The following is a 22,305-nucleotide window of genomic DNA, read 5'->3' on the forward strand; positions in this document are numbered from 1 at the left end:
CGTGTACTCCGGAATATCAGGATTCAAAAGGTTTGACGGATTGCGGCACGACACGCGCACCGAATTCGCGCTTTAGTGCCTGCACCAGCGGATCGCCTTCGATGGATTGTTCGGCGGCCGATTGCGCCGCACTGCGCGCACTCGCAGCACGCGCCGCGGGGGTTTCGGCGACGCCCTGGCTGTCGCTCACAAAACGCAGCCGAACGGTTTCACCCATCACGGCGCTGATGCGGTCGGCGATTTGGCTCACCATCGGCTCGACGGCCAGATGCATGTACGTCGGTTGCAGCGCGAGTACCAACGTGTGGCCATCGCGATGATGCAAGGCCGAATTCTGCGCGAGCTGCCCGAGCGGTCCACGCAGGTCGGCACGTTGGATCAGTGCTTCCCAATCGAGTGGGCCGCTCATGGGAGCGGCCGGCGCTGTGGAAGCCGCTGGCTTCTCCTGCGTCGGCACAGAAGGAGGTACGGAGGCGGAAGGCCGCGCGGCGGCAGGCGGCGCTGCCGCATGGCTTGGCGACGGAGCTGGCGGACGCGGAACCGGCGCAGCGGCGGAACGCTGTCCACCGCTGGGTGCGGGCGCTGCATCGTCGGATGGACGAAACGCCAGCATGCGCAGCAACGCCATTTCGAAACCAGTACGCGCATCCGGCGCGAGCGACAAATCGCGGCGGCCGGTCGTTGCAATCTGGTAGTAAAGCTGCACGTCTTCGGCCGCCATGCGTTCGGCGAGGCTCAGCAGAGTGCTGTCGTCCGCGTCATTGGCTTCCGTTCGATAACCCGGCACCAGCTGGATCAACTGGATGCGATGCAGTGCGGCCGCAAGATCGTCGAGCACACTGCCGAAATCCGGCGAGTAGGACGCCACGCGCGTGCATTCGGCCATCAAGGCCTCACCATCGCCAGCAGCCAGTGCAGCGAGCAGGCCAAGCACCTGGCCGCGCTCCACGCTGCCGAGCATCGCCCTCACATCTTCCGCTTTCAGCGAACCACCGCCGTAAGCGATGGCCTGATCGAGCAGCGACAAACCATCGCGCAACGACCCGTCGGCGGCTCGCGCAAGCTCGCCAATAGCCGCGTCTTCGTATTCGATGTGTTCGGCGCCAAGGATATGGCGTATCTGTCCGCCGATCTGATCCGGCAGCAAGCGCTTGAGATTGAAGCGCAGGCAGCGGGAAAGCACAGTCACCGGCAGCTTTTGCGGGTCCGTCGTCGCCAAAAGAAATTTCACGTGCGGCGGCGGCTCTTCCAGCGTCTTCAGCAGCGCGTTGAAAGCCGGCTTGGAGAGCATGTGCACTTCGTCGACCAGATAGACCTTGAAGCGGCCGCGCGCCGGAGCGTATTGCGCGTTCTCGATCACTTCGCGCACATCGTCCACGCCCGTGTTACTGGCAGCGTCGATTTCCAGCAGATCCACGAACCGACCGGCATCCACCGCGGTGCAGACGCTGCACTCGCCACAGGGATCGGCCGATTCACCGCGTTCGCAGTTGAGCGACTTGGCGAAGATGCGTGCGATGGTCGTCTTGCCCACGCCGCGCGTGCCGGTGAACAGATAGGCGTGATGCATGCGCCCGCTGTCGAGCGCATTGGTCAGCGCGCGTACAACGTGTTCCTGTCCGACGAGTTCGGCGAACTTGCGGGGGCGCCACTTACGCGCGAGTACCTGATAAGACATGCGTCACGGTCAGTTGGGGGCGAAACCCGATTGTGCCAAGTCGGTCAAGGCAAGTCATGCAAACCTTTTCGGCACCCGCAAAAGGCGGCGGCCCCGCCAGCCACACCCCGGCACCCGAATCATTCGCTACCGTTGCTTCCTTCCGGACCTGGCGGGGTTTGCGAACTATCGTCGCGGGGGGACCGACGGGGCCACCATAGACGTGCTGAATATTGGTTCAGAGAGGGATCCTCCCTCCTCGTACCCTTCAATTTCCTACTGCTGCGCCAGCGTCCATGCCGTCGCCTCGTTCAATAACTGGCGGAGAGAGAGGGATTGTTCGGCCCATCCATGGACCTCATCCCTCGCTATCGCGAGGGACCAGCCTGCGGCTGTCCAAATTCGTTCCCGACGAATTTGTCGAACCGCGAGGGTTCTCACCCTCTCTCTTATCCTTAAACCCTTGCTGCTGCGCCAGCGTCCAAGCCGTCGCTTCTTTCAATAACTGGCGGAGAGAGAGGGATTCGAACCCTCGATACGGGGATAAGCCGTATACACACTTTCCAGGCGTGCTCCTTCAACCACTCGGACATCTCTCCGCACGCACGACTCGTTTGCCGACAATCCAGCGGCAAAGAAGCGGAAGGATAACGGTTGCCCTCGACTCAGACAAGAGAGAGACGGCTTCAACCTGCGTCGGACCGGGGCGGAGGCGGTGCGATAATCGGCACTCGCTGGCCCGTTCCGGCGATGCGATAACCGCGTGCGCCCAGCGCAGAACCATCGGCGGCGCTGCCGTAGTGATAGAGCACCAGACGCCTGCGCATCGCAGCGTCGTACTCGCGCTCGATATCGTCGATGCCGGTATGCGAGGGATTGCCGACCAGTCCGCAATCGTGCGCGATGACTTCATTGCCGCCCGCGTATTGCGACAGCATTTCCGGGATCGGCCGCGTATCGCCAGTAAAAGCGAAACTCCCCTGCAAGGCGATTCCAAACGACGTACCAGGACGATGATGCCGCGTTGGAAACACATCGAACCAGAAACCGTCGAGCCAGAAACCGCGCGAGCATGGCACCAGGCGAAACGCTTCCCAGTAGTTCACACCACCTTCTGCCAGCACGCCAGGATAATCGGCGATGCGTGTCTGCAACCATGGAACAAGTGCTGCGTGCGTAAACACGCGCGTTTGCCCACGCAGCGCATCGTTGAACCACAGTCGTGTGAACAAACGCTCCAGACCACCCACGTGATCCATATGCGTGTGGGTGATGTACAACGCATGCGGCGGTTCACCGTATGAGGCCATATAGCGGTCGAGCGTATCGGGGCCGCAATCGATCAGCAGCAGTGGCTTGCTGTCGCGCTCTACCACCGCCGAGGACGAACCAAGCTCCACCGCATGTGCGGCCCCTGTTCCAAGAAAGTGCAGATACCAGTTCATGCGCTGAGAGTACGCTCGTAGCCGTACATGAGGGGTGTCCAAATCTTCTTATCGAAGGGCGCCTCGCCCTCTTCCGCCGCGCCAAGCTTGAACAGGGAACGTCGCAACCGCTGGAGATTGGCCATGCGCCAGCCTTCTGCGGGTGTACGAATCTGTCCCCGGTCGAAGTCGATCAGATAAAGCGCCGACTCGGCAACCAGAATGTTGTGCGCGTTGAGGTCCGCATGCCATACACCCTTGCGATGAAAGCGCGCCACCAGCGCACCCACTTCCTGCGCCAGCTCCGCATCGAATCGCGCGGCCGCGACGCACTCGGCCACCGTGTGTGTGTTGGCAATACGACGCGTGATCAGGTCGCCGCGATAGTAAAGTCCGGCGCGTTGATAGCGGGCGGCCACCACTTGCGGCACCGGCAACTCCCACCGCGCGGCGGCTTGCAGCAAACGGAATTCGGCAAAGCAGCGAGTCTCGTCCGCACCGGTCCAGAAGTAACGATCACCCATCAACCGGGCGACCATGCCACCACGGCGGTAATGGCGCAGCACACACTCGCCGGCCGGGGTATCGATCAGGGCAACACCGCCACGGCCGCCGGCCTGGGCGCTCAATGCGCCACGCTCGCGCCAGTGGTCGGGGTCGAACCACGAGGCGTCGACTTGTGGCGACACCGTGGCGTCGAACAGAATCGCACCTTCGGTGTCCTGGCGCAGTTGCTCGTGCATCGGTGCTGCCGTAGCTCCCTATCGGTTCATTGCCCGGCGATTCTACATGTCTGATCCTGCATCCATCTGCCTTCTGCGAACGTCCGCCATCGGCGACGTCACCCATGTGGTGCCGCTGATACGTACGTTGCAGCAAGCGTGGCCGCAGGCTTCGCTGACCTGGATCGTCGGCAAACTGGAACGCAAGCTGGTGGGCGACCTGCCGGGTGTGGAATTCGTGACCTTCGACAAAAGCGCAGGCTGGGCCGGTATGCGTGAGGTCAATGCGGCGCTACGCGGCCATCGATTCGACGCCTTGCTGCAAATGCAGGTCGCGCTGCGTTCGAACATGCTGAGTCTGGGTATCAAGGCGAAGCGTCGCATTGGCTACGATCATGCCCGGGCCAAGGATCTGCATGGGCTGGTCATCAACGAACGTATTCCCGCACGCACGGGCGAACACGTCCTGGATGCCATCGGCAGCTTTTGCGAGCCGCTCGGCTTGAAACAAACCAGTGTGCGTTGGGATATTCCCATTCCCGATGATGCGCACGTCTGGGCGGCGGAGCAGCTACCCGGCGATCAACCGACGTTGTTGGTAAGCCCAACCTCCAGCCACGCGCTGCGGAACTGGCTACCGGAGCGCTACGCCGCTGTGATGGATCACGCGGCTTCGCGTCAATGGCGTGTGGTGTTGATCGGCGGCCCTTCTGCCAACGAGCGCATCATGGCGGATGCCGTACTGGCAGCCTGCCGTCACCAACCGCTCGATCTGACCGGCAAGGACACGCTCAAAAAACTGATGGCGATGTTCTGCCGCGCGCAATTGCTGCTGACGCCAGATTCCGGGCCAATGCACATGGCCAACACGGTCGGCTTGAAGGTGCTGGGACTGCATGCGGCGAGCAATCCAAACCGCTCCGGCCCCTATTCCGACCGGCGCTGGTGCGTCGACAAATACGACGCGGCGTCGCGCAAATATCTGGGCAAACCCGCGAGCGAAATCCCCTGGGGCAGCAAAATCGAACGCCCCGGTGTGATGGAGCTGATCGAGGTAAACGACGTCATCGATCGCTTCGAGGCCGCTGCGGCCGTTTGAACATCCGTTAGCGATTATTTCTGACGGTAATCCTGATACGACTTTTCTTCGACCAACTGCGAACCCAGCTTCACATTGATCTCGCGCTTCACAGCCGCGCGTTCGTCGTTCTCGAAATACACCGAGCGCGCAAGCTCGATGAACTCCTTGTCGAATTCCTGTGCTTTTTCTTTCAGGCGAATGCGGTCTTCGATGTCCCACAGGGTTTCGTTCACGGCTAGCAGGCGTGCGCGCTCCTTGCTGATGTCCGTTTGCGAAGCATGATGATTGGCCCATGTCGCATTGAGCAAATTCAGCTCGTTATGCACGTTGGCCAATTTCGACTCATCGGTGATAAGGCGCGCTTTGATCTCGAGAATCGTGATCTTGTCGATCAACTCGCCGAAAGACACCGGTACCTGGATCAGGCTCATGACAACCTCGTAACGAAAGACTTTAGCCGGCTCGGGCCGGAATAACGCCTATGATAACGCCGCCGGAAGGCCTTTATCGCGTCTTTGAACGTATCCGCGTGCTCAATTCGTCGTAAAAAGCGGCCGGAAGCTCCGCTTTGACGGGCACACTCCACCAGTTCGTCTTCGCGAAGCCGCGACATTTGATCGCATCTTTTTCGGTCATCAGCACCGGCAAATCGTCGCCGAAAGCGAAGTCTTCGGGAACGAACGCGTGATGATCGTCGAATGGATGCGCGATCACGTGAACACCCTGCGCCTCAAGACTCGCGAAAAAACGCTGCGGATTACCGATCGCAGCGACGGCATGCACACGCGTGCCTGAGAAGCTCGTGATCGCTTGCTCGTGTCCATCGGCCAGCGCACGCGCCACTCCACCGCGAAGCAGCATGAGCACCTCGCCCGCTTGAGGATCGCCGCCATTGCAAACTCGAAAATCAACGACACCCAGGCGACTTAGCGGTTCGCGCAATGGCCCCGCAGGTAATAGTTGTGCGTTACCGAAACGACGTTCGCCATCGATGACGCAAATTTCGACATCGCGCGCGAGCCGATAATGCTGCAAGCCATCGTCCGCGATTAGCACATCGCAGCCACTATTCACCAATAGCTGCGCAGCGGCCGGTCTATCGCGCCCGACGGCCACAGGCACGCCGGACGCGCGAATCAGTGCAGGTTCGTCACCGACCTCGGAAGGATTCGGCGCATCGCCCAGCAGCATGGGTTCGCGCTGCGTACCGCCGTAGCCTCGACTCACAACACCCGGCCGATGACCGCGCGCACGAAGCCCTTCGACCAACGCCAACGTAAGAGGGGTTTTGCCCGTGCCACCTGCGGTGATATTTCCCACCACGATGACAGGGCACGGCAACCGTACCGCACGAAGCAAACCCCAGTGGTATAGCGCGCGACGAACCGCGATCACTGCACCGTACAAACCCGCAAGCGGATAACACCACCAAGGCAGGCGCCCTTTGCCATACCAGCCCGCTTGGAGCGCTTCGGCTAGGGTCATAGATCAGTCGGCGACGATAGCGACAGGACGCTCGTTAAACTGCATACGGTGCAAGGCAGCGTAGTGCCCACCGATCGCAATCAACTCGGAATGCGTGCCGCGCTCAACGATCTTTCCATGATCCATCACGGCAATCTGATCAGCGTGTTCAATGGTCGACAAACGATGCGCGATGACCAGCGTGGTTCGATCTTTCATCAAACGCTGTAGCGCCTGCTGGATCAGGCGTTCCGACTCGGTGTCGAGTGCACTGGTCGCTTCATCAAGAACAAGAATGGGCGCATTCTTCAGAATGGCTCTAGCGATGGCGATGCGCTGGCGCTGACCACCCGAGAGCATGTTGCCGCCCTCGCCAATCTGACTGTGAATGCCTTTGGGCAAGCGCTCGATGAATTCCATCGCATTGGCCGCTTCGGCAGCGGCGATGATTTCTCGTTCGCTGGCGGCAGCCAGTTCGCCATATGCGATGTTTTCAGCGACGGTACCGTCGAACAATACAACTTGCTGCCCTACCCATGAGATCTGCTTGCGCAGGGAAGGCAACGTATATGTCTCGTAATCGGCTCCATCGAGCAACACACGGCCGCTACTAGGCTCATTAAAACGCGGCAATAGACTTACCAAGCTGCTCTTGCCACTGCCCGAGCGTCCCACTAAGGCAGTCACGCTGCCTGACTTACAGTGCAAATCGACAGCAACAAGCGCTTCGGTATTCGTACGCGGATAAATCAAGCCAACATTGTCGAAATGCAGATCGCCGCGAGTGCGTTCCAGCACATGCGTACCGTGATCCACTTCTGGCGGCGTATCGATAAGCGCGAACAGATTCTCCGCTGCCGAAATGCCCGTCTGGATCGTCGACTGTACGTTCGACAACCGTTTGAGCGATGACAGCATGCCGCCCATGGCGGTAAGCACGGCGATGAAAACGCCGGGTGAAATGCTCGCGATTACCGCCGGACGCGACGCCAAAAACACCATGCCCGCCAACGCAAACGAGGCGACGGTCTGAACTGTCGAGCCAGAAAAAGCGCTCGTCGCGACAATCTTCATATTGAGATAGCGCGCGCGACCCGAAACCTCTCTAAAGCGCTGCGCCGCCTGTTCTTGCCCCGCGTAAATGCGCACTTCGCGATGTGCGTCAAGCATTTCCTCAACCGTGCCCGTCACAGAACCCATCATGCCCTGGATACGCCGGCTGATCACGCGATAACGACGGCTCACTGCCGTCGTTATCAACACAATGGCGGGCACCAGCACCAGCAACGCGGTTGTGAGATAGAGGCTGGTATGAACCATAACGACAAACATGCCGATAACCGTCACGCCTTCCGTCACAGCAACTTTTAGCGCATCCGTCGAGGCACCCGCGATCTGCTCGCTGGTAAAGGTAATGCGCGAAACCTGATGGCCGGAATGTTCGTTGCCGAAATAGGTGACCGGAAGGCGTAGATACGCACCGAATACATCGCGTTGCATGGTCTGCACAACATTGCGCCCGACGTACCCCATCCCATAGTTGCTAACGTAGATGGCAATGCCACGAACGAGAAAGATCAGGATGATCCAGATCGGCATCCACCGTATGAGATACGGATCTTTCTTAGTCAGAAGGCTGTCCATGATCGGCTGCAGTTTTTGAGTGAACAGCGCCAACGCGCCACCGTCCACTACGAAACCGATGATGGCAATCAGTAGCACCGGCCAGTATTTCGCCGAGTAGCTGAGCAGCCGTTTGTAGACGCCCCGACTTTCCGCGTCCCAAAGGGCAACCTTCTTTTTGCGTTCGCTCATTTGCCCGTTTCCGACTGCGTCGGCGTCGTGGCGATGGAGAGATGAGTAAAGCCAAGTTGACCGAGCGCATCCATGGCGGTGACAACGTTCTGATGCGCTGTCATCGCATCTGCGCGGATGGTGACGGTCTGGTTGCGGTCGTCACCGGCCACGCTGGCGATGGCCGCTTTCAACGGCTCGACGCCCTCACCCATCACTTCGTCGCTACCCACGTAGAAATGGCCTTCGCGATCCACCATGACGGTAACCGCGGGCGGCTGCATATCGCGATCTTCCGCGCTCGCCTGCGGCAACTCCACCTTCAGGCGCGAATGCTGCACGAACGTCGTCGTGAGCACAAAGAACATCAAAAGCGTCAGCAGCACATCGATCAACGACACCACGTTGATCTCGAAATCATCGTTGCGACGGTCGTTCCCGATACGCATACGTCAGACCTGCGCCTTCCCGCTAGCCACCGGCGCGCGACGCGGACGTGGCGTCGCAGCAGGTGTTGCAGACATGGTCAGATCATCCAGCAGCAGCGTGGCTTGCCTTTCCATATCCACGCAATAACCCGCGACCTTCGAACGGAAGTAGCGGTGCAGCACGTAGGCGGGAATCGCGACAGTAAGACCGGCGGCCGTACAGATCAGCGCCTCGCCGATACCGCCGGCCATCTTGGTGGGATCGGCCATACCGCCAACCATCACCTGCATGAACATGCGAATTAGGCCAATCACTGTGCCGAACAGACCGAGCAACGGGCCGATCAGGGCAATGGTGCCGAGCGTGTTGAGATAGCGCTCCATGCGATGCACCACGTGGCGGCCGGTGTCTTCGATGCGCTCCTTGATCAATTCGCGCGGACGATTGCGCACGGCGAGCGCGGCAGCAAGCAACTCACCCAGCGGCGAGCCGTTGGAAAGCTTCTCGATGTGCTCCGGATCGAGCTGATCGGATTGCGCCCATTCGCGCACTTCCTGAGATAGACCAGGCGGCAATACGGATTTGCGACGTAGGGTCCAGCAGCGCTCCAGTACGATCGCCAGGGCCACCGCCGAACAGATCAGAATGGGCGCCATCGCCCAGCCGCCGGCCATCAGAATCTGAAACAAATCACCCACACCCAACTCCTGGACTTGCCGTGTGCCTGAAGTCGGCATCATAGCAGCGTCGTAGTTACATACCGTGCGGCCAGTGGCAGTTCATTCCCGCCAATAGCGCCGCTCCCGCTGCCGCCAGCGTATAGCGGTATAGGTGGCGGTGCGTGCCGGAAAATCAATCTGAATGGCACCTTCCAGCGCCGTGTTAAGTACCGGCACACCCGCGCTGGCGTAGCGCTGCAGCACCTCCGGCCGCGGGTGCCCGAAACGATTCAGCCAGCCGGTGGAAACGACCGCCAGCTCCGGCCTTGTTGTCGCAATAAAATCCGAACTCGACGATGTCCGGCTGCCGTGATGTGGCACCTGCAATACCAGCGGCAACCCGGATTGCCACTGTCTGGCAATGCGCGATTCAGCGTCGCTGTCGATATCCCCGGTCAGCAACAAACGGCCGCCGGTACCTGTGACGAGCAGAACGCATGAGCGATCGTTGTCGGTCGACGCCGCAGACGTGGCGGGACTCAACACCTCGAAATGCACACCGTCCCATTCCCAGTGTTGACCCGCCAAGCACTGGTCCATCGGTATCGACATGCGCTGCGGCTCGCCTGCGTAACGCTTTGCAGCAGGAAATGCTTTGGCAACTGCGGGCGCACCACCAGCATGATCGTTATCACCGTGACTGATCATCAGTACGTCCACGCGGTTCATTCCAAGCGCGTGCAACGACGGGATGACCACGGCTTCACCCAGGTCGAATCCGGATGGATAGAGCGCACCGGTGTCGTACACAAGGACGTGATCACGCGTGCGCACCACCATCGAAAGTCCCTGTCCAACATCGAGCATCCATGCCTGAAAGGCGCCGATATCCGGCTGCTGACGCACAGGCCAGATCAAGGGAAGAAACAACAGCACGCCCAAAGCTCGCAGCAGCACACCACGTGGCATGAACAACCATGCCGCGCCAACAATCGCCAGTATCAGCGCGACTAGTTTTACTTCAGGCAGAAACCAATGTGCACCCGGCCACGTTGCAGTTCTCTCAAGCACCCACCACTGCATGTGCGTCAACCATGCGGCGAGCTGGAGCACGGGTGTGGCCAGTGGCGGACAGATCAGCAGCAAGAGCACACCCATCAAGGCACACGGCACGATGACGAAACTCACGATCGGCACGGCCAGAAGGTTGGATAAAGCGCCTACCAACGATGCTTCGCCGAAAAACGATTGTGTGAGGGGTAACAACGCAACAGTCATCACCAGTTGTCCCAGTGTCAGATCGCGCAGGAATGCGCGAACGCCACGCCCTTGCGTTTCAAGACATAGCACCAGAAACCCGACACCTACGAAAGAAAGCCAGAATCCCGCCTCCAGAACGGCAAGGGGATCGACGATGAGTATCGCAACCAACGCCAATGCGAGTGCGTGAACAGGGCTAAATGCGCGCCTGCTGCACTTGCTGAGTGCGACAGCAGCAATCATCAACACCGTGCGAACCGTGGGCATGCCGAATCCGGCAATCGCCGCGTAGCCGAAAGCAACGATCAGTGCCGATAACGCCTGCGCCTGGACTTTGGGCCATCGCAATGCGAGTGACGGCCGGAGCCAGTACGTCATCGCACATAGCAAAACACCGAACAAGGCGGCGACGCCAACGTGGAATCCGGAGATGGCGATAAGGTGCGAAACACCGTTGGCGCGCGCGACGTCCCAGTCGTTTTCGTTGAGTCCGCCCGTATCGCCGACAGTAAAGGCCCTTAGCAATGCGGCATCGTGCGCATCGGAGACGCGTGTCTGGATACCGTGAGCGAGGTAAGCGCGTAGTTGGTCAATGCAAAAAAATGCGTTTGATAGACGACGATTCGCAGCGTCATCGCGCACATAACCTACGGCATCGATGCCATGTGCAAGCGCACTTCGCTCTCCATCCGCACCACCGGGATCGATCAGGCCACGCGGCCGTCGCAAACGCACTATGAGTTGCCAGCGTGAACAGGGTGTTAGCTCGATAGCGCGTGCGTCGTACCAGCTAATGTGCGCAAGACCGCGCCATGAGATCGTCTTTCCATCGAGCGTTGCTTCCTCGATCCGGAAGAGAAAGCTTGTGGCATCGGCCTTGGTTTCCGGAAGACTGACAACCTGGCCGAGGGCGACGAAATCCTGGCCCTCCCACACACGTGGCAAACGCGCTTCCATGCCAGCGCTGCCGCGCCATGCGGCCCAGGCAAAACCCAGCAAAGCTATGGCGAACCAACGCCACGACGGCGCACGCCAGATCAATCCAAGCGCACAGGGTGCAAAAAACAAAATCGCCCATAACGGCGGTAACACCGGAAGCCATTGCACGGACAATATGCCCGCGATGAGCGCTATCGCGGTTGAAACAGCACTCGGCCACTTCCCTGATCGCAGCATATCCGTGCCGCCTGACTCTTTGAGCAGGCAACACTAATTCAAGGTCGGATAACTTCGTGTAGGCCACGTGCTGCAGCGAAGCCTCCGGGCACGCTCCGAAGGCTTAGGGCTATGCCGACTTTCCGTCAAACGAGCGCTACACCTTTTCGCGCAACTCGCCGTTGTGCAGTTCCAGCGTGCGGTCCATGCGTTTGGCAAGCCGGCTGTCATGCGTGACGAGGATGAAGCTGGTACCGATCTCGCGATTCAATTCAAGCATCAAGGCATAGACCTGAGCGGCATTGTCTTCGTCGAGGTTACCGGTCGGCTCATCACCGAGCACACAGGATGGCCGCGTCACCAAGGCACGAGCTACCGCACAGCGTTGACGTTCACCGCCCGACAGTTCGCCAGGTTTGTGTTCCAGACGTTGTCCCAGCCCGACTCGTTCGAGCAGCACTTTCGCCTGCTTTTGCGCGTCGGCAATGTTCGTGCCGCGAATCAGCAAGGGCATGCACACATTTTCCATCGCCGTGAACTCGGGCAGCAGGTGATGGAATTGGTAGATGAAGCCCAAGGACTTGTTGCGCACGCGGCCACGCTCGGCATCAGAGAGCTTGGAGAGAAGGCGCCCTTCGACCTCCACTTCGCCGCTGGTCAACGTATCCAGACCGCCAATGATGTGCAGCAACGTACTCTTGCCGGAACCCGACGCACCGACGATAGCAAGCGTTTCACCACGCTTGAGCGTGAAACTGGCATCCGACAACACTTTGGTCCGCAGATCGCCCTCTTCGTACGTCTTGGCGATATGGCTGGCGCGCAGCACGATGTCCTGAGAAGCATTCGTCATGGGATTACTCATAGCGCAGCGCCTGCGCAGGCTGGGTACGCGATGCGCGCCATGCGGGATAAAGCGTGGCAAGCAGGGAGAACGCGAAAGTGACCAGGGACACCCACAACACGTCGTACGCGTCGAGCTTACTGGGCACCTCGCTGATGTAGTAAACGTCGGGCGACAGGAACACCACACCCGTCAGGTGCTCGATCATCTTCACAATCGCAGGCAGCTGCCACGAGAGCAGCGAACCCAAACCCACACCAAAGGCGATGCCCACCACACCTACCAACACGCCCTGCACCATGAACATACCCATGATGCTACGCGGCGTGGAACCCAAGGTGCGAAGAATGGCAATGTCGGCCTGCTTGTCGGTGACAAGCATCATCAACATCGAGATAAGATTGATCACCGCAACGAGAATGATCAGCGACAGGATGATGAACATCACCTTTTTCTCCATGGCGATGGCCTTGAAGAAGTTGGCGTGGCTGTCCATCCACGTGGTCACTTCGTAGGTTTGTCCCAGCGAATCGGCGAGTTCCATCGCGATCGATCGCGCGTTATCGAGATTGTCCAAGCTCAGGCGAATGCCGGTCGGCCCCGCGATGTTCTTCAGCTTTTCGGCGTTGCCGATGCTGATAAGACCTAGGCCCGAATCGAACTCCTCCATGCCCATTTCGAAGATGCCGCTAACCGTAAATGCGCGGATTCGCGGCGTAGCGCCGGTGAGCGGATTGGAGGTGACTTGCGGCACGACGAGGATGACGCGATCGCCAAGGCCAACGCCTAGCTGCAGCGCCAGATCCTTGCCAAGAATAATGTTCCAGCCGTCCGAATTCAGCGTATCGAACGACCCTTCCACCATGTGCTGATTGATGTTGGAAACCTTTGGTTCCTGCGACGGGTCGATACCGCGCACGATGGCGCCGGTGGATCGCTGCGCCTGCATGAACGTTTGAATCTCGACGTACGGCGCGGCGCCCTTCACGTGAGGGTTACCGTCGACCGCCTTCACGGCGAACTGCCAGTTCTGCAGACTTTCGCCCCCGACGCTGGACACCGTCGCGTCGGAAATCGCGCCAAGAATGCGCGAACGCAGCTGGTAGTCGAAGCCGTTCATCACCGACATCACCGTGATCAAGGCCATCACGCTGATCGTGATGCAGATAATCGATACGGATGAAATGAAGGAGATGAACTGGTTGCGCCGTTTGGCGCGGGTATAGCGCAGGCCTACGAAGAGCTCGAGCGGTCGGAACATGGAGGATTCGCTTGTGGAATTCGGGTGACGGGCCGCCCGGATGCCCGATGATCAACAATCATCGTGAAATCCTTCAGACCACGCCGAGCGCGCAGAGTGCCCGAAGCGGGTCGACCCGGCAACCAAGCGGTCACGCCGCGCTTTCCTGAGCGACTGCCTTCATGACCGCAAGGCGCATGCGCAGGCGACGGCGGATATCCGCGTCGCTGTTGTCGGGCATCAGCCAAAGGCTAAGTTTGCCATAGCGGGGGCTGCTGAGCCGCAGCAAAACCAGCGACCCCATCACCTTGAAGGAGTGCAGCGACGCCGGTTCATCCGTGGCATCGAGGCCGCGCAAAGTCCAGCCGCTGGAGTGGGCCCAACCCGCGGCATTCACGGGACTGCGCAGCTGCCGCAAAGCGAGCCTGCAAGCGATCGCGACACCTAAGGCCACGCAGACCTGCCCCCATGACGGCATGCCCGATAAAACCACCGCCAGAACGGCGATCACGCTGACAGCAATGAACAAGCGACCGGGCCAGCGCGAGGGCCGATATTCAAAGCCGATGGCGGGTGCGGATGTCATCGATGATGGCTTGCCAGTCGGATCGGGGTGCTTGCGCGTGGCCCATCACCCAATCCCATAGATCGGGGTCTTGCACATCGAGTAACTCTTCGAATGCCTGGCGTTGCGCTTCATCGGCCGCAGGAAACGAGGTCTCCAGCCAACCACCAAACAATGAATCGAGTTCGCGAGTGCCGCGACGCGTACGCCAGCGAAGACGTTTGATGCGATCAGCATCCATGAGAAACGCCTCGGTCAAAGCCCCTCTCCCGGTGGGAGAGGGGTTGGGGTGAGGGTACGCATCTTGAGACGAGTCACATCCATTCTTCGAGGCCGCACCCTCATCCGCCCTACGGGCACCTTCTCCCAACGGGAGAAGGAAAAATCGATTACGCCGAACGACGCTCCACGATCAACTTCTTGATCTCCGCAATCGCCTTGGCCGGATTCAAACCCTTCGGACAGGTGCGTGCGCAGTTCATGATGGTGTGGCAGCGATACAGCTTGAACGGATCTTCCAGATCGTCCAGACGTGTGCCGGTGTCCTCATCGCGCGAATCGACGATCCAGCGATACGCCTGCAGCAAAATGGCCGGACCGAGGTAACGATCGCCATTCCACCAGTAGCTCGGGCAGCTGGTCGAGCAGCAGGCGCAAAGAATACATTCGTACAAGCCATCGAGCTTCTTGCGATCTTGCGGCGACTGCAAACGCTCGCGATCCGGTGCGGCACTCTGTGTGCGCAGCCACGGCCTGATCGAAGCGAATTGCGCGTAGAAATGCGTGAGGTCCGGCACGAGATCCTTCACCACCGGCATGTGCGGCAGCGGATAGATTTTCACATCACCCGCCGCACATTCTTCAATGGCCCGTGTGCAGGCCAGCGTATTAGTGCCGTCGATATTCATCGCGCACGAACCGCAGATGCCTTCGCGGCACGAGCGACGCAATGTCAGCGTCGGATCGATTTCGTTCTTGATCTTCAGCAGTGCATCCAGAACCATCGGACCGCAAGCGGCCAGATCGACTTCGTACGTGTCGATGCGGGGGTTCTGGCCGTCATCCGGCGACCAGCGATAGATGCGGAACGTACGCGGTTTCTTCGCGTCTTTCGCCGGAAAGTGCTTGCCCGGCTGGATCTTCGAATTCTTGGGTAGCGTGAACTCTGCCACGATTGCCTCTCCAGTCGGTGATGCTTAGTAAACGCGCTTCTTCGGCGGCACAACCTCGACATCTTTGGTCAAGGTATACATGTGCACCGGGCGGAAATCGAAGCTGCTCTTGCCGTTATCGTCGACCTTCACGAGGGTGTGCTTCATCCACTCGTGATCGTCGCGATCCGGGAAATCTTCGCGTGCATGCGCGCCACGACTTTCATGGCGCTGTTCGGCAGACTGCATGGTCGCCACCGCCTGCGGCAGCAGGTTGGACAGCTCCAGCGTTTCGATCAGATCGGAGTTCCACACCATGGAACGGTCGCTGACCTTCACGTCCTTGAACGAATCGTAGACGTCGCCGATCTTCTTGCTGCCTTCCTGCAGGGTTTCGCCGGTGCGGAACACGGCGGCGTCCTTTTGCATGGTGCGCTGCATGTCCATGCGGATCTGCGCCGTCGGCGTACTGCCGTTGGCGTTACGCAACGCGTCGAAGCGCGAGAGCGCCTTGTCGAGCACGCTGGCGGGAAGATCTTTTTGCGATGAGCCCGGCTTAATGAGTTCTGCGCAGCGATGTGCAACGGCGCGGCCGAAAACCACCAGATCGAGCAGCGAGTTGGAACCCAAACGATTCGCGCCGTGCACCGACACGCAGGCTGCTTCGCCGATGGCAAAAAGACCTGGTATCACGGAGTCGACGTCGTCGCCTTTCTTCTGCACCACTTCGCCGTGATAGTTGGTGGGAATGCCGCCCATGTTGTAGTGAACCGTCGGCAGAACCGGGATCGGCTCCTTCGTCACATCCACGCCAGCAAAGATGCGTGCGGATTCCGCAATGCCCGGCAGGCGCTCGTGAATCACTTCGGCACCAAGGTGCATCAGATTCAAATGCACATGGTCCTTCTGCTCACCCACACCGCGGCCTTCGCGCACTTCGAGCGTGATGGCGCGACTGACGACGTCACGCGAAGCAAGGTCCTTCGCGCTCGGCGCATAGCGCTCCATGAAGCGCTCGCCCTTGGAGTTGGTCAGATAACCGCCTTCGCCGCGCACGCCTTCGGTAATCAGCACGCCAGCGCCGTAAATACCGGTGGGATGGAACTGCACGAATTCCATGTCCTGCAGCGCAAGACCGGAGCGCAGCACCATGCCGCCGCCGTCACCCGTGCAGGTGTGAGCAGAGGTTGCGCTGAAGTAAGCGCGGCCGTAGCCACCCGTCGCCAGCACCACGGCCTGACCACGGAAGAAGTGCAGCGTACCTTCGTTCATATCGAGCGCGAGCACGCCGCGGCATACACCTTCCTCATCGAAAATCAGGTCGATGACGAAGTATTCGATGAAGAACGTGGCGTCGTGCGCCAGTGCCTGCTGATACAGCGTATGCAAAATGGCGTGACCCGTACGGTCAGCCGCCGCGCAGGTGCGTTGCGCCGTGCCCTTGCCGTAATGCGTCGTCATGCCGCCGAACGGACGCTGATAGATGCGGCCATCATCGGTGCGCGAGAACGGCACACCGTAATGTTCCAGTTCGTAAATGGCCGGAATGGCTTCGCGGCACATGTATTCGATGGCGTCCTGGTCACCCAACCAGTCCGAACCCTTGATTGTGTCGTAGAAATGGAAGCGCCAGTCGTCTTCGCCCATGTTGCCGAGCGCCGCGGCGACACCACCCTGTGCGGCCACCGTGTGCGAGCGTGTCGGGAACACCTTGGTGATGCAGGCCGCTTTCAGACCCTTTTCTGCCAGACCAAAGGTGGCACGCAGACCGGCACCACCGGCGCCGACCACGATGACGTCGTATTTGTGTTGCTGAATTTTATAGGCTTCCATCGGCCTCAGGCTCCCAATGCGATGCGCAGTACAGCCAGCGCGCCAGCCAGCACGCCCAGCACCGCGAGGAACTTAATCGCCACCATCAGGAAGATTTCCTTCCAGCGGGTGTGCACGTAATCTTCGATCACCACTTGCAGGCCCAGCACCGCGTGCCAGAACGCGGTGACGATAAACGCCACCAGCAGAACGGCATTCCAAGGTTTGGCAACGGTGGCGCGGGCTGTCGCGTAGTCGGCATGCAGCAGACCCAGCACCAGAACCACGAACCACAATCCGAGAAGAATGAGGCCTGCCGCCGTAACACGCTGCGTCCACCAATGGCCCACACCGAACTGCGCCGAGCCCAGTCCGCGCGCCCGCTTGAGCGGGTTTTGCAAATCCTTGGGCAGATCTTTGGCATTCGTGCTCATGCGGCACCTCCGGCAGTCAGCACATAGGCCCAGACCAGCAGCGTCAGCACGAGGCTTATGACGATGGAGAGCCAGCTCGAACGCACGAACTGAGCGATTGCGTAACCGGCGCCCGCATCCTGGATCAAATGCCGGATGCCGTTGCAAAGGTGATAAAAGAGCGCCCAGGTCCAACCGATCATCAGGATCATGCCGAGCGGGCTGCCCGTGCATACCTTGAACTGATTGAAGGCATCTTCACCGGCAGCCAGCGAGAGCAAACCCCACAGAACCATCAGCGTGCCCACCGCCAGGGCAATGCCGGTGGCGCGATGCAAGATGGAAGTCACCATCTGCACTTGCCACTTATATATCTGTAGGTGCGGAGAAAGCGGTCGTTGCGTCTGTGCCATGGCGGCTATCCTGGGGTGGAATCGCTGATGCCCGCACCGCCACCTGTCCCCTGCTCTATCGCCACGTCCACAACGCGGACGCGCAGTGGATCAGAAGTCGATGCAGCGTCCGTTCTTCTCCCAATCGCCGTAGCGGGTGGGATCCGGTGCCGGTCGCCCGTCCTTTTCCTTTTCCTGCAATGGCGAAACAGGCGTGACAGCACGCTCCGTCTTGGCGGGATCAGAATCGGTTACGGGTTTGGAGGAAGTGTCGGGCATGGTTGGTATCGCTAAAAGCGTAATACTTGCGGCATAGCGGCACAACCAGTTGACGCGCGGCGCCAAGCGTTGCATGCCCTGGCGTGCGGCCTTGCACCATACGCAAACCGACCCCATCTGCCCAGACGCATGCCCACATCCAATATCGCCCAAGCTGTCATTCTCGAAGGCCCGGACGCCCTCGCCTTCGCGCACAACCAATTCACCAGTCCGGTGACCAGTCTGTCGAACGGCCAATGGCAGTTCAGCAGCTGGCTCGATGCACAGGGGCGCGTGCGCGCACTGTTTCATCTGGCGCGATTGAGTGATGAAACATTCCTGATCGTTTTGCGCGGTGGCAATGCACACGAATTTGTTGATGCATTGCGGCGCTTCGTATTCCGCTCGCGCGTCACGCTGATTGCAAAAGATGGACTGAAAATTGCACGCGGCGCTGCGCTACCCATGCATGTCATCGACACAGAAAACAATGTTTTTCGTTTCGGCTGCGGCTCGCATTCCATGCACATTGCAAGCGACGTTGCCGATGACGACACATGGCAATTTGCGCAGTTGCAAGAAGGTTGGCCGTGGCTTCCAAACAATGCATTGAACGAGTTCACGCCGCCTGCGTTATCGCTGCATCGCCTCGGTGCGATTGCACTCGACAAAGGTTGTTATCCAGGACAGGAAATTGTTGCGCGCTTGCATTATCGCGGCGGCAACAAGCGACATCTGCATCGTGTCGAACTTTCAAAATGCGTTACTGATGGCATGGTGATGCAACGCGACGATCGCGAATTTGTGCGATTGCTAACTGTTATCTCACATCATGAACGCATCGAATCACTTGCTGTCATAGCTGATGATGTTGCGCAAAACATGACATCTCATTCAGAAACGATGAGCGATGATGGTGTTTCGATAACGCCGCTAAATGCTTGGCAAGACTGATAGTTACGATATTTATCGCATCGCCGCGACGTGATTGAAATGTGAATCAAACAGTGCAGGCACTTGCAAAGATAAAAAACCCCCACTAGATTCCGCCAAACTTTTTACGGCACCCAATCAAGCCCGCAGGGTGCTGTTACACGCGACGAACCGGAGGGGTCCGGATCGGCGCGACCCGGCAGAAGTATTTGCCGGTGGACAATTCGCCGTATGCGCGAACACGCTGCATGTAGGGGCTCATTAGCCCGCAGCGTCAAAGCCAATTTAATGCCGATCGACATCGGACATGTCGGTCGATTTCGCTACGTTGTCGTAGCTAACCGTATGCATCACAAGTTTCGGTGCATGCGATTAATCCAGGTGGCACGGTCTGCCCGCCCGTCCACCGCAACTGCGTTGTGGCAAGCATGGTTTTTGCCTAAGCGTGACTGCAAGTTGGAGGCAGGTATGAAACTTTCCATGCTGTTGTGGCTAATGTCCGTATTGCCCCAACCGCTCGCAGACCAGACTTGTCTGGCGACCACCGTCTATCTGGAAGCACGTAGCCAGTCGACGATCGGTCAGATGGCCGTGGCAGAAGTTGCCATGCGTCGACGCGAACGCGGTCAATGGGGTGGTACGGTTTGCGATGTGGTGAAATCACCGCATCAATTTGCACTCACGACGACACCGCAATCCCAGGACATCGACAATCTCCAGGCTTTCCAGAAGGCTTGGGATATTGCAGGACAGTCGATCATCAACTGGGGACGCCCCGCCGACGAACGTCGCTTTTTTGTGCCGCGCGCCGATCACTTTGCCACTGTGTCGGTAGCACCTGCATGGTCGCGCAATCGCAACGCCATCACCATTGGCGACCACAAGTTCTACGCGATCAACTGATCAGCTCAAGCACAACGCATAAAAAAGGCCCTCTTTCGAGGGCCTTTTCATTTGGACGTCTAAACGCCTGATTCGAATCAGCGCGGATAAACCAGATTGTTGTTGATGTAGACGTAATCGCCGGGACGAACGCCGGGATTGGGCATCTGCGTTACCGTTGCGTACTGGCCATTATCCAGGCGAATCACAATCTGGAATGCGACCGAGGTACCACCTGGCTGGCTGTTTGCCGCACCAACCTGGTTGCCGACCACGCCACCGACCACCGCGCCACCAACGATGGCTGCCGTATTGCCGCGGCCATGGCCGATCGTGCTGCCAAGCAGGCCGCCGGCCACTGCGCCGATCACGGTGCCCACGCCACTGTTATTGGTGCCTTGCTGCTGCACGTAGACCTGCTGCACGCTCTGCACCACACCGCACGTTGTGCAAACGTTCGGCGGCGGACCGTATTGCGTCGAGCCACGGTAAGGCTGCGGCGTCTCGCATCCGGAAAGGGCCGCCAGTCCCACCATCAAACCTGCAAACAAACCCCACCTGATTGACTTGATTTTCACGACGACCTCCTGGTTGTTCGATTAATGCGCGTCCGGAACGGCGACACCGGTTTGGTCAACCTTGACCACGTTGCCTGGATCCTGGTCCATGCGGGTAGTGCGCGTAACCCCGTTGTACACGTAAGTCACGTCATACGCGACGATATTACCGCCGGGATTTGCAACGGTGCTGCAACGGTGTACGACAACATTTTCGACCTTTTTATCCTGCTCGCTTTTTTCGATACGGTTGCCGGCGTAGCCGCCACCCACCGCACCGACCGCCGTGGCCACACCGTTGCCTTTGCCGCCGCCAACCAGGTGACCCAGCAAGCCGCCCGCCACGGCACCGATGACCGTTCCTGCGATACGGTGCTTATCCTTCGGCGGCACCTTCTTTTGAACCACTTCGTCGTGACAAACCTGTTGCGGAGCGGCAGCTGGATCGTTTACCGGCGTCACGCTGACGACCTGCCCAACCAACCCGTCATCGCCCGGGGGCACCGCCTGCCCGCTTGCCGCCACGCTGCTGGCAACCGCCGCGCCCGCGGCACTGCTACTGGCCGCAGCGCTACCTGTCGTACCGTTGTCCGCTTGCTTGCTGCACGCTGTCACGCCCAAGGCGAACGTGGTGACAAGGCCAACGCAAAACGCATTCACCGCCAACTTGCCCATTTCTGAATCTCCTGCACGAAAGCTACGGCGGCACGAGCCGCCTCCCCAAGGTATGTTATGCCGGTGAATTGAAACGCCGGACGGCTGAATAAGGGCTAGATCGATATAAGAACTGTCGATTGGCTCATAGGAAACGAGTCCGGGATCCAACTTTTCGCAAAGACCCCATGCCACAGCTTGCCGACAGTCACGTACATCTGGACGACGCGCGCTTCGACGCCGACCGCGATGCGGTGCTCCGTCGCGCTCATGCCGCGGGAGTCATGCTGCAAGTCGTGCCTGGCGTCGACGCCGCCAGCTGGACGCGCATTGAAGCGCTGTGTACGCCTGGCAGCGGCCTTTTTCCGGCCTGGGGTCTGCATCCGATGTTAATGCATGTTCATCGCGACGAGGACCTGGCCACGTTGCCGCAGTGGCTTGAAACAAAACGCCCTGTTGCCGTCGGCGAAATCGGCCTCGATTTCCACCACGAAGATCACGACGCAGAACGGCAACGCGATTACTTTCGCAGGCAACTTATGCTGGCGCGCGATTTTGACTTGCCCGTGATTCTCCACGCACGTGCAGCGATGGATGAAGTCACAACTACCTTGCGCCACATGGGCGGTTTACGTGGCGTCGTGCACAGCTTTTCCGGTAGCGAGCAGCAGGCCGAGCAGCTGTGGAAGATCGGTTTTCATCTGGGTATTGGCGGCCCCGTCACGTACGATCGCGCGCAACGCCTGCGCAAGATCGTGGCAAAGATGCCCATCGAGTATCTGCTGCTTGAGAGCGATGCGCCGGATCAATCGGGAGCCGCACACCGCGGCGAACGCAACGAGCCTTCCTACATCCCTGACGTACTTCATTGCATTGCCGCGCTCCGTGGCGAAGATCCCGCCGATATCGCGGCGGTCACGACGGCAAACACACGCCGCCTGTTCGGGATTACCTGACTA

At 59.4% G+C, this 22,305-nt stretch carries 24 protein-coding genes, 1 tRNA gene and 1 other RNA gene; 4 read left to right on the plus strand and 22 right to left on the minus strand.

The window, feature by feature from the left end; genetic code table 11:
• Positions 1 to 16: 16 nt before the first annotated feature.
• From dnaX to EKH79_RS05915, 5 genes are all read right to left on the minus strand, one after another.
• Positions 17 to 1,678 carry a DNA polymerase III subunit gamma/tau gene (gene dnaX, locus EKH79_RS05895; RefSeq protein ID WP_126672839.1) on the minus strand — a complete coding sequence of 554 codons (1,662 nt, stop codon included), beginning with the start codon at positions 1,676 to 1,678 and terminating at the stop codon, positions 17 to 19.
• Positions 1,679 to 1,769: 91 nt separating this feature from the next.
• Positions 1,770 to 1,866, minus strand: an RNA gene (gene ffs / locus EKH79_RS05900) — signal recognition particle sRNA small type.
• A 297-nt stretch (positions 1,867 to 2,163) separates the two neighbouring features.
• Positions 2,164 to 2,256, minus strand: a tRNA-Ser gene (locus EKH79_RS05905).
• A gap of 87 nt (positions 2,257 to 2,343) precedes the next feature.
• On the minus strand, positions 2,344 to 3,102 hold the full coding sequence (locus EKH79_RS05910; protein ID WP_126672840.1) for an MBL fold metallo-hydrolase: 759 nt from the start codon (positions 3,100 to 3,102) through the stop codon (positions 2,344 to 2,346).
• The gene (locus tag EKH79_RS05915; protein WP_126672841.1) at positions 3,099 to 3,824 is read right to left on the minus strand and encodes a 3-deoxy-D-manno-octulosonic acid kinase; all 726 of its coding nucleotides are present in this window, start codon (positions 3,822 to 3,824) and stop codon (positions 3,099 to 3,101) included. The genes EKH79_RS05910 and EKH79_RS05915 overlap by 4 nt, the downstream gene beginning before the upstream one ends.
• 46 nt (positions 3,825 to 3,870) lie before the next feature.
• On the opposite strand from EKH79_RS05915, the gene EKH79_RS05920 reads away from it, so the two are divergent.
• The gene (locus tag EKH79_RS05920; protein WP_126672842.1) at positions 3,871 to 4,902 is read left to right on the plus strand and encodes a glycosyltransferase family 9 protein; all 1,032 of its coding nucleotides are present in this window, start codon (positions 3,871 to 3,873) and stop codon (positions 4,900 to 4,902) included.
• A gap of 14 nt (positions 4,903 to 4,916) precedes the next feature.
• On the opposite strand, the gene EKH79_RS05925 is transcribed toward EKH79_RS05920, so the two are convergent.
• The 15 genes from EKH79_RS05925 to EKH79_RS19185 all read right to left on the minus strand — a co-directional run bounded on the left by EKH79_RS05925 (position 4,917) and on the right by EKH79_RS19185 (position 18,689).
• Positions 4,917 to 5,315 carry a DUF6165 family protein gene (locus EKH79_RS05925; RefSeq protein WP_126672843.1) on the minus strand — a complete coding sequence of 133 codons (399 nt, stop codon included), beginning with the start codon at positions 5,313 to 5,315 and terminating at the stop codon, positions 4,917 to 4,919.
• A 73-nt stretch (positions 5,316 to 5,388) separates the two neighbouring features.
• Positions 5,389 to 6,369: a tetraacyldisaccharide 4'-kinase gene (lpxK, locus tag EKH79_RS05930; protein WP_126672844.1), complete on the minus strand. Its 981-nt coding sequence runs from the start codon at positions 6,367 to 6,369 to the stop codon at positions 5,389 to 5,391.
• Positions 6,370 to 6,372: 3 nt separating this feature from the next.
• The gene (gene msbA / locus EKH79_RS05935) at positions 6,373 to 8,163 is read right to left on the minus strand and encodes a lipid A export permease/ATP-binding protein MsbA (RefSeq protein ID WP_126672845.1); all 1,791 of its coding nucleotides are present in this window, start codon (positions 8,161 to 8,163) and stop codon (positions 6,373 to 6,375) included.
• Positions 8,160 to 8,591 carry an ExbD/TolR family protein gene (locus EKH79_RS05940; protein WP_126672846.1) on the minus strand — a complete coding sequence of 144 codons (432 nt, stop codon included), beginning with the start codon at positions 8,589 to 8,591 and terminating at the stop codon, positions 8,160 to 8,162. Before EKH79_RS05940 ends, msbA begins: the two co-directional genes overlap by 4 nt.
• Positions 8,592 to 8,594: 3 nt before the next feature.
• Complete coding sequence (locus EKH79_RS05945) at positions 8,595 to 9,245, minus strand: MotA/TolQ/ExbB proton channel family protein (protein ID WP_126673077.1); 651 nt, start codon at positions 9,243 to 9,245, stop codon at positions 8,595 to 8,597.
• 105 nt (positions 9,246 to 9,350) lie between these two features.
• On the minus strand, positions 9,351 to 11,666 hold the full coding sequence (locus tag EKH79_RS05950) for a DNA internalization-related competence protein ComEC/Rec2 (protein ID WP_126672847.1): 2,316 nt from the start codon (positions 11,664 to 11,666) through the stop codon (positions 9,351 to 9,353).
• A 136-nt stretch (positions 11,667 to 11,802) separates the two neighbouring features.
• Positions 11,803 to 12,498, minus strand: a complete 696-nt coding sequence (gene lolD, locus EKH79_RS05955) for a lipoprotein-releasing ABC transporter ATP-binding protein LolD (protein ID WP_233590197.1) — start codon at positions 12,496 to 12,498, stop codon at positions 11,803 to 11,805.
• Positions 12,499 to 12,502: 4 nt separating this feature from the next.
• Complete coding sequence (locus EKH79_RS05960) at positions 12,503 to 13,750, minus strand: lipoprotein-releasing ABC transporter permease subunit (protein ID WP_126672849.1); 1,248 nt, start codon at positions 13,748 to 13,750, stop codon at positions 12,503 to 12,505.
• A 130-nt stretch (positions 13,751 to 13,880) separates the two neighbouring features.
• Positions 13,881 to 14,315: a hypothetical protein gene (locus EKH79_RS05965; RefSeq protein WP_126672850.1), complete on the minus strand. Its 435-nt coding sequence runs from the start codon at positions 14,313 to 14,315 to the stop codon at positions 13,881 to 13,883.
• Positions 14,287 to 14,535: an FAD assembly factor SdhE gene (locus tag EKH79_RS05970; RefSeq protein WP_126672851.1), complete on the minus strand. Its 249-nt coding sequence runs from the start codon at positions 14,533 to 14,535 to the stop codon at positions 14,287 to 14,289. The genes EKH79_RS05965 and EKH79_RS05970 overlap by 29 nt, the downstream gene beginning before the upstream one ends.
• Before the next feature lie 148 nt (positions 14,536 to 14,683).
• The gene (locus EKH79_RS05975) at positions 14,684 to 15,466 is read right to left on the minus strand and encodes a succinate dehydrogenase iron-sulfur subunit (RefSeq protein WP_126672852.1); all 783 of its coding nucleotides are present in this window, start codon (positions 15,464 to 15,466) and stop codon (positions 14,684 to 14,686) included.
• A 24-nt stretch (positions 15,467 to 15,490) separates the two neighbouring features.
• Positions 15,491 to 17,278, minus strand: coding sequence for a succinate dehydrogenase flavoprotein subunit (sdhA, locus tag EKH79_RS05980; protein WP_126672853.1), 1,788 nt, complete (start codon positions 17,276 to 17,278; stop codon positions 15,491 to 15,493).
• 5 nt (positions 17,279 to 17,283) lie between these two features.
• A complete protein-coding gene (gene sdhD / locus EKH79_RS05985) occupies positions 17,284 to 17,691 on the minus strand; it encodes a succinate dehydrogenase, hydrophobic membrane anchor protein (protein WP_126672854.1) in 408 nt (135 codons plus the stop codon).
• Entirely contained in the window at positions 17,688 to 18,083 is a 396-nt protein-coding gene (sdhC, locus tag EKH79_RS05990) for a succinate dehydrogenase, cytochrome b556 subunit (RefSeq protein WP_126672855.1), read from the minus strand. Before sdhC ends, sdhD begins: the two co-directional genes overlap by 4 nt.
• Before the next feature lie 90 nt (positions 18,084 to 18,173).
• Positions 18,174 to 18,689 carry a DUF1674 domain-containing protein gene (locus EKH79_RS19185; protein WP_484481982.1) on the minus strand — a complete coding sequence of 172 codons (516 nt, stop codon included), beginning with the start codon at positions 18,687 to 18,689 and terminating at the stop codon, positions 18,174 to 18,176.
• Here EKH79_RS19185 and ygfZ point away from each other — a divergent pair.
• Complete coding sequence (ygfZ, locus tag EKH79_RS06000) at positions 18,669 to 19,274, plus strand: CAF17-like 4Fe-4S cluster assembly/insertion protein YgfZ (protein ID WP_233590224.1); 606 nt, start codon at positions 18,669 to 18,671, stop codon at positions 19,272 to 19,274. The two genes, EKH79_RS19185 and ygfZ, sit on opposite strands and share 21 nt — an antisense overlap.
• Positions 19,275 to 19,721: 447 nt before the next feature.
• On the plus strand, positions 19,722 to 20,156 hold the full coding sequence (locus tag EKH79_RS06005; RefSeq protein ID WP_233590200.1) for a cell wall hydrolase: 435 nt from the start codon (positions 19,722 to 19,724) through the stop codon (positions 20,154 to 20,156).
• Between the two features lie 77 nt (positions 20,157 to 20,233).
• On the opposite strand, the gene EKH79_RS06010 is transcribed toward EKH79_RS06005, so the two are convergent.
• Together EKH79_RS06010 and EKH79_RS06015 are read right to left on the minus strand one after the other, a co-directional pair.
• Positions 20,234 to 20,713: a glycine zipper 2TM domain-containing protein gene (locus EKH79_RS06010; protein ID WP_126672857.1), complete on the minus strand. Its 480-nt coding sequence runs from the start codon at positions 20,711 to 20,713 to the stop codon at positions 20,234 to 20,236.
• Positions 20,714 to 20,734: 21 nt separating this feature from the next.
• Positions 20,735 to 21,367 carry a glycine zipper 2TM domain-containing protein gene (locus EKH79_RS06015; protein ID WP_126672858.1) on the minus strand — a complete coding sequence of 211 codons (633 nt, stop codon included), beginning with the start codon at positions 21,365 to 21,367 and terminating at the stop codon, positions 20,735 to 20,737.
• Between the two features lie 167 nt (positions 21,368 to 21,534).
• Between EKH79_RS06015 and EKH79_RS06020 the strand changes: the two genes are divergently transcribed.
• Positions 21,535 to 22,302 (plus strand): TatD family hydrolase, encoded by a 768-nt coding sequence (locus EKH79_RS06020; protein WP_126672859.1) that lies wholly within the window; start codon positions 21,535 to 21,537, stop codon positions 22,300 to 22,302.
• The last annotated feature ends 3 nt before the right edge of the window (positions 22,303 to 22,305 follow it).

It is taken from the genome of Dyella dinghuensis (assembly GCF_003977615.1).
GTDB classification, from domain to species: Bacteria; Pseudomonadota; Gammaproteobacteria; order Xanthomonadales; family Rhodanobacteraceae; genus Dyella_B; species Dyella_B dinghuensis.